Genomic DNA, 8213 nt, shown 5'->3' with positions numbered 1-8213 from the left:
ACTTGGCATCCTAACGGTTTCTAAATAACGCCCAAATATTCGATCGTTCTCTGTTAAATAAATTGTTGCCCCTAATGCCGGAGCCCAAGCTGATTCTTCATTTCTTTTTGGCGCTTTAAATTTTTGGTCGTTTGTGAACATCAATTCATCATTTGTGCTATTTGTTACCCCTATTTTTTTTGCTATTAATCCTGTTACGGGGTCTATAGCCTCTTCATTTAAGTCAATTTCGCCATTATAGAATGGATTATTTTTACGTATAAACCTATTATTTTCATCAACTTTCCATTCTGCTGTGTGGTTCTGCTCAAAAATTCTATACTCTCGTTTTTTTCCTTCTGGAGTTACTATTTTCCCCATTATTATAGTAGAAGAAGGCATTGACAGTGCTTTTTCAACTAACCGAGTCTGAGCATATAAATTATTTTTTAAATCATTAAACGTTCGCCCTTTATCATCCACATATTTTTGTACTAATTGATACTCTTCTGAAGTTAATATACGAGACAAGCTATATTTTTTAGCTATTATATGGCTATAGGGCGCATAATTTACATCTTTGGCCGCAATGCGTCTCTCTTTTAATAAATCCCTTGACCAGTAACTAATATATTGAGCCCCCGCATTCAGGCTTAACCAATCAGTAGGCTGCCAATCAAACCTAATAGTACCATTATATTCCCGACGCTTACCTTCCCTAGGGATAGCACAGAACATGTTCCCCTTTGGGCTAGAGTCCGAATTAAAGATATCTTCACGGCTACCAATAGTTTCATCAATTAAGCTTCCCATTAAAGTCACTTTAAATTCAGGTGTAATTTGGAATTTATTAGATAATGAAACACCATAGCGATCGTTTAGTTGGTTTAATTTAATCCCATCAACTAAGGTGCCATTGATAGCAGGATTTTTAGCTACATTTTTATCTCGACCAAATTCATAATTCCAATCCCTTTCCACTGGTTCCCTAGGTTGGCCACCTGCGGTATTTGAGTTTAAATTAGTTTTTGTCAACCAATAGCCTAATCGAAAGTCAATCCAACCAATGGACTCAGGTTTGAACGAATAATTGGCGTAAAAAGTATTTAACGCCAAGTTAGCTAAAGGCCATTGTGGAATTTTTCCCTCTAAATCATGATAACGAATTTGCGATGGCATGATTTCGCCATAATGACTTGATGTATGCATATAACCAAGGGATAAGTCCTGTGAATTAGGTAGCATTAAATTTAATTTAGCTAACCATGTCGACATTTCATTTGATGTATTCGCCACCTCTTTATTTGGCCCATAAATCCTAGCTACGAAGGGCATATATGGGTCTATCGCTTTATTTGGGTTATTAGAGTCATAAGTAATGATGTCGTCATAAAATTTACCCGCCCCTCGGCGCCCAGCAAAATAATTACCTTGGTTGCGATAGCTGTATGCTAGCATCAAATCAAACTTTTCTTGCCGTGTCCCAACGGCAATACGCGCTGCGTTATCTTGCAGATTAAAAAAATTAGCATTACCTTTACTACGAGGATCAACAAGCATTTCGTGATCTTTAAAATAAATCCCACGAAACTTCTGCATGTCTAACGTATTCAATAGCCGCTTATCATCACGGTAATCTATACCGTGGCTTAATTGATTAACCCTCGGTTTTGTCGAGTTACTTGATGTTTCTAATTTAATATCAAAACCAAACTTGTCGTATTTATCCACAACGTCATCAATGCCTAGCGTTGTTATGGCAACTCCTCCCCCCATCGATGTACGCACATTGCGGTCTAGCGTTGCACTTTTCATTACCTTAATGCTACTAATCATATTCGGGTCGATATAATTACGATTATTCGCCCCATTATAACCACGCCAAACAGTGATAGCTTGCTCTGTACCGTCTACAGTCACCGGGACACGCCCTTGCCCCTGTATACCTCGAACATTGGGGTCTATTGCCCCGCTATTACGGGCATCTCCACTATATACCCCTACCGCATGGTTAATAGTGTCTGCGGGGTTAGTACCTTTATAACGATCAATTTCTTCTTTACTAATGTAAATATTTGATTCGTCTTTATCATATTGGTCATCCGCCCCTTTTCTATCACGCTCTTTGATTGTGGCCGCTTTATCATTTACCACAATAGAACCGATGTTTTCACTTTGTTGTGCATAGACTAAGTTTGTAATATTGCCAATAGATAACCCTGTTGCGATATTAATGGCTATCACTGTTTTGATTTTCATTATCTGTTCCGGTGAAAATTAAAATTTCTTGGTGAAATTGACACCGACTTCACTTTGCTTAAAAGAATAAATAATATCTGCAGTACTTTTATTCACTTGGCTATTAAAATAAATAGAAGGCGTAAAAGTTAATATTTTATTTTTATCAAATGTTAATTGGGTATTTAAATACCCATTATGATCTTTTCTTTTTACATTCAAAAATGCATCAAACTGTTCAAAATTTGTTTGCTTATAACCTATCGCAACAAGTAGATCACACAGTTCGGTTACTTTTAGAAAACCCGCCCTAACCCCATACTGTACATAGCTATCACTATCGTATTGCTTTTTTCTATTGGCTCCATAAAAACTGCCAAAAACCATTAATCGAGGGTTCATTAAATAGGTACCAGTAACTGAATAAACCCATTTATCGCCGTTATTAAAACTATACTTATAAGGGTAAGTTTTATTTTTATATTCAATATTACCTAACAAGGTTACTCGATGATTTAACATGTATTCTGTCGCTATTTTTCCTCCTAGGCTTAAATTATAGTATTGGTTATCGTGCCATTTAGCCTCAAGGGTGGGCTGTATATGGAACGTTGTATTCGCGTTATCGAATTGATACTCCCCAGTAACATATATATTTGTTTTTCTAACCGCGACTGTTTTCATTGGCTCCACCCCAATCACACCTAATGAGAGTACCATTGAGTGGTTTCCTACTAGAGGAAAACGCTTTGATAGTTTAGTATAATAATGCCACTTTCCACCAGCGATAGACTGGTTACTACTATTCATACATTTACTACGAAAACAGTACATCTCACGGCTATTTGATGCTTCATTTAAATTAAAATCATAACTTGAGCCTAACTTAATCGTACCTTGCCAACGATTTTTATTTTCTAAATCTATTATTTGACTTTTAATAAATTTAGTTAACCCATTTGATATTCTTCCTTTATATTTAACTTTGATGCTTTGATATATTGATAATGCTGATTCATAGTGCTTAACATAAGTCAGTGCTTGTGCAAGTTTTAACTCAACCAATAACATATTAGGCTTGTGAATTAAAATTTCATTATATAGGCTAATTGCTAAATCATACTGTTTATTTAAAACTGCCCTTTCTGAATGAATATATTTAACCAATTCTTTATCGTGGTCTTTATGGTCAACGTAATTACCAATAATTTCATTTATTTTGTCAAAATCTTGTTTCTGAATGAGATCATAAAGAATAAAACCAAGTTCGTCGATATTTTTTTCACTATATTTAACATTATTTATTTCTGAATGATGTTTTTTGTTACTATAATCTTTTAAATTACCGATAACTCCTCCTTTTAGCTCTTGAGCTGACGATACCGAAGGGAGAGAAAAAAGTAATAATAAACTCAAATATATTAAATTTGTTTTTTTATTAAAAAATAACATGATTAGGCTACCATTTTAATGACAAAAATAAAAAAGTAGACAAAATCACTTTTGCCTACTTTTTTTAGCTTATTATATGTTCAGTAATTATTCGTCTTTCTGGCCACCAAATGCCGTGTCTAACTCACGCTTATCCGCATAAGAGAGAATACCCGCCACTTGTTCTGCATTATCCCCAAAGAGTTGCCCCATACTATCACCTTGGTGTATTCCATTGGCAATGGCAGTACCGCTAAATTTACCGTCTTCTTTAATAGCCCCTTCCATGGAGTGGCTATTTACTCCTTCTAATGCACCTGTATATGATTTATCCGCAAAGTCAGCATTAAACCAACCTGTCTGTTTTTCTTCTCCTGCAAACTGGTTAATACCCGCTATCGTATAAGTTGCTTGGCCACTGGTTGGCACTTCTGTCGTTGCATTCTCACCAGAGAAATAAACCGTGTGCATTGCATCATCAGCAGCCCCTGTTTGTGACCAATCACCGAAATATACCTCGGCATCTGCAACCTGGCTAAATTGGAACTTACCCATTCCACCGTGCGGGCTACCGCCACTTTCCAAAACATACACGTTGTCAGGCTTTTGCGTGACTAAGTTTTTTAAACCAGAGAACGAAATTGTTTTTCCATTTCTCATAAAGCGAGAACCGATACCCGGTGCACCAATACTGCCACCATGAGGTCCCATGGTTGATTGGGTTTTATCAACAATAATATTTGTTTCATTACCTACGTAACTTAAGCTTTGCGCTGACTCGGTTTCTGCCATAACACCAACAGAAAATACAGAGAAAGATACTGCGACTGTAATTAGTGATAATTTTTTCATTTATTCATCCTCTTCAATAGAAGTTTGAATTAGATTGGTTTATTAACGAAACACATTAAATAAAAGATTATTCTTTCCTTTAATGTTCGAGATTCAGTATATGAAAATGATTTTTATTTACAAATGTAAGGAATATAATTCAATTTTTTATTATTAAACCATAAAATAAAATAACCTTTTATTTTTTAACTGGTTAATTAAAGACCCTATAATGGATAGTTTTATTTATTGCGTTTTACATTAAAGATTAATTGAATTTTTAAGAGTAATTACAAATTTTGAGTGAAAATAAGATAAATACACCCACAAGTAAATATGACGTATATTTTTATAAGTTTATTGAATGAATAATAAATAAAAATGAAGATAAGATTGAAGATTATAAATAAGCTAAGCTATTTAAATAAGGTACAAGAAGCTTTCTTCTTGTACCTTAATATATTACTCGTTTGCTAATAACTTTGTAATGGGCTCGGCGAGTAATCGCCCTCTCCACCCCGACAGCAGCTCAGGAGGTGTAAGCGAAGATTTTAACCCCCAATGAATCGACAGTAATTGGTTAATTTGCCGCCTAGAAGCCAATAGTTCTGCATTAAATTTTTCATTTTCAGCAATATCTTTGACCATCGCTTTAATTTCTTTAAATAAGCTTTTGTATTGGCTCTGTTCCGTAATATTCGCTACAGGCGTTGGGTATTGGCTTTCATCAAGTTGCTTTGCTTGCTCGACAATGGCTAACAAGCGCTTGCCATGGCAACGAATTTCCTGCCCAGTTAAGCCAAGTGCATCAAGTTCACCCAGAGAGCCCGGTAAATAACGAGCCACTTTCCACAGGTGCTCTTCTTTTACTACAAAGTTAACGGCCATATCGCGGGCTTTAGCTTGGTTTAAACGCCATTCGGCTAATAATTGCAAACAAGCGAGCTGTTCATCACGTAGCTGCCATGCATTATGGATATTCATGTAGGCTTTTTCTGGCTTTAAGGCTTTTTGCCGACGAGCCACAACACGTTGACACTCATCTTTGGCATCTTCCAAGTAGCCCGCTTCAGTCACTTTTTCCATTAGAATTTCAGCTAATGGCAGCAAATACAGCACATCTGCGGCTGCATAATCGCATTGTTTTTCGCTCAGAGGACGCGCAAGCCAGTCTGTTCGTGATTCACTTTTGTCTAGTTCAATACCTAAATGTTCAGCAACCAATGATGCAAAACCACAAGAAATTGGATAACCTAAAAATGCCGCCACAACTTGCGTGTCGATCATCGGCTCAGGGACACAATCAAAATCATGCATAAACACTTCTAAGTCTTCACTACCTGCATGTAAAAATTTAAGTTGCTCAGGATTCGTTAAAAGTGCTTTGAACGGGCTAAAATCCGTCATTAATAATGGGTCAATTAACGAAACTTGCTTTCCATCATATAGCTGTAGCAAACCTAGCTGTGGGTAATATGTTCGGGTACGAACAAACTCGGTATCCAAAGCGAGCCATGGTGCATTACCCGCCTCTTGGCATACTTGGGCTAATTCGCTATCTGTAGTTACTAAACGATAATTCAAAACAAGTTTCTCTTTGTTATTTTCATCACAATGACGCCGGCTAAAACCGGCGTCATCTATTCATAGTTCAAGACTAAACCACAATCATACTTGTGATTTTTCTCTTTGCAATTTTTCTTCATCACGTAGGTCTTTACGTAAAATTTTACCCACGTTAGATTTTGGTAATTCATCACGAAATTCAAATATCTTAGGGACTTTATACGCGGTTAATGAACGGCGGCAAAAGGTTTTTAGCTCATCACCCGTTAAATTCGCATTTTTCGTTACAACGAAAACTTTAACCGCTTCGCCTGTACTTTCACTAGGTACACCAATTGCAGCGCATTCTATCACGTCCGGATGTGCAGAAATGACATCTTCAATTTCATTTGGATAGACGTTAAAACCTGAAACGATGATCATATCTTTTTTACGATCAACAATACGAATATACCCTTCGCTATCAATTTCAGCGATATCCCCTGTCGCTAACCAACCATCCACTATCGTATCAGCAGTGGAATCAGGGCGGTTCCAATACCCTTTCATGACTTGCGGGCCTTTTACCCACATTTCACCAGGCTCACCAATAGCGACTTCGTTGCCGTTATCATCAAGAAATTTAACATCTGTTGATGGAACAGGTAAACCAATACTTCCGCTATAACTGGTTAAATTATAAGGGTTACCTGTAACTAGTGGCGCACATTCCGTTAACCCATACCCTTCGAGTAAGTGTTTCCCTGTCAGCTTCTGCCATTTTTCTGCAACGGCTTTTTGAACGGGCATTCCGCCTCCAACTGAAAGGCGTAAACGTGAAAAATCCAACTTTTTGAACTCTTCATTATGCAGCCACGCATTAAATAAGGTATTAACCCCCGTAATTGACGTAACGGGATAACGTCCTAGTTGTTTTACGGTGTCCGGTACATCTCTAGGGTTGGTAATCAATAAGTTAACGCCCCCTACAGTGATAAACAGTAAGCAGTTTACTGTCAATGCAAAAACATGGTACAGCGGTAAAGCGGTGACAACAAATTCAGCACCAAATTTCAGTACAGGCCCGTAAGCTGCCCTTGCCTGCTCAATATTTGCTAACATATTGCGATGAGTTAACATCGCCCCTTTAGCAACACCGGTGGTTCCACCTGTATATTGCAAAAAGGCCAAGTCATCACCAGCAATGTTAGGTTTAATATATTGCATACGATAGCCATAATGCATGGCACGGCGAAAGGAGATGGCGTCTGGTAAGTTATATTTAGGGACTAAACGTTTTACATATTTGACAACAAAATCAACAATCGTGGCTTTAGGACGTGAAAGCTGGTCACCCATACGAGTTAAAATGACGTGTTTCACTTTGGTATTGAAAACAATTTTTTCCAGTGTATGTGCAAAATTCGACACAATTACAATTGCGGTTGCACCGCTATCATTCAATTGGTGCTCTAGTTCTCTCGGGGTATAAAGTGGGTTGACGTTGACTACCACCATACCTGCTCGCAATATCCCAAACAGGGCAATCGGATACTGTAATAGGTTTGGCATCATTAATGCGACACGATCCCCTTTTTTAAGACCAAGTCCATTTTGTAAGTAGGCGGCAAAAGCGCGACTTCTCTCTTCAAGTTTCCGATAAGTCATCACTGCTCCCATATTAATGAATGCAGGTTGGTCGGCAAATTGAGAGACCGCATCTTCAAGTAACTCTGCTAGAGAAGCGAAGCTATCAGGATTGATTTCTTCCGGCACATCAGCAGGGTAATTTTTTAGCCAGATTTTTTCCAAAATGTTACTCCTGAATTTAGTGAAGTTATTATACTCAACATCTCTTTTAACAAATTATTAACTCAGCGTACCAGTTTGAAAAACAGACAATGTCAAGGTTGAGAGGTCTATCACTAAATAAATTTTGTTCCTTCAAGAAAAAACTAGGCGGACTAAGCCGCCTAGTTTGTCTTAAATTCGTTAAACAGATGTAAATCTGTACAAGATTGCCTGATTATACATGATTTTACGCTATTTTTGGAAAGGTTATCTCGCACTTAAGAAGGGATTTAATCTATTACATTAACCGAAGTCACTTTTGCTGGGATTAAATTTTATCTAATACTATTATTAAACACTCTTATTTATTAGCTCTTATTTAGATAATCTTTTTACGG

At 37.2% G+C, this 8213-nt stretch carries 5 protein-coding genes; all 5 read right to left on the bottom strand.

Features of this window, described 5'->3' with window-relative positions:
* The coding region (locus PSF31_RS20735; protein ID WP_272683294.1) for a TonB-dependent receptor plug domain-containing protein at window positions 1-2238 on the bottom strand (2238 nt) is incomplete at its 3' end.
* Window positions 2239-2256: 18 nt separating this feature from the next.
* Window positions 2257-3669: a surface lipoprotein assembly modifier gene (locus tag PSF31_RS20730; protein ID WP_164561039.1), complete on the bottom strand. Its 1413-nt coding sequence runs from the start codon at window positions 3667-3669 to the stop codon at window positions 2257-2259.
* A gap of 87 nt (window positions 3670-3756) precedes the next feature.
* Window positions 3757-4500, bottom strand: coding sequence for a Slam-dependent surface lipoprotein (locus tag PSF31_RS20725; protein WP_096863692.1), 744 nt, complete (start codon window positions 4498-4500; stop codon window positions 3757-3759).
* Between the two features lie 441 nt (window positions 4501-4941).
* Entirely contained in the window at window positions 4942-6063 is a 1122-nt protein-coding gene (rnd, locus tag PSF31_RS20720) for a ribonuclease D (protein ID WP_096863691.1), read from the bottom strand.
* An 84-nt stretch (window positions 6064-6147) separates the two neighbouring features.
* On the bottom strand, window positions 6148-7836 hold the full coding sequence (fadD, locus tag PSF31_RS20715) for a long-chain-fatty-acid--CoA ligase FadD (RefSeq protein ID WP_096863690.1): 1689 nt from the start codon (window positions 7834-7836) through the stop codon (window positions 6148-6150).
* Between the last annotated feature and the right edge of the window lie 377 nt (window positions 7837-8213).

Origin of the sequence: Providencia sp. PROV156 (assembly GCF_028480905.1) — a bacterium.
Classification (GTDB): Bacteria; Pseudomonadota; Gammaproteobacteria; order Enterobacterales; family Enterobacteriaceae; genus Providencia; species Providencia hangzhouensis.
This window is presented reverse-complemented; position numbering and strand designations above follow the sequence as displayed.

Excerpts from the sequence above, each read along its gene's own strand:
- PSF31_RS20730 (WP_164561039.1), bottom strand. The coding sequence starts at position 3,669 with ATGTTATTTTTTAATAAAAAAACAAATTTAATATATTTGAGTTTATTA.
- PSF31_RS20725 (WP_096863692.1), bottom strand. The coding sequence starts at position 4,500 with ATGAAAAAATTATCACTAATTACAGTCGCAGTATCTTTCTCTGTATTT.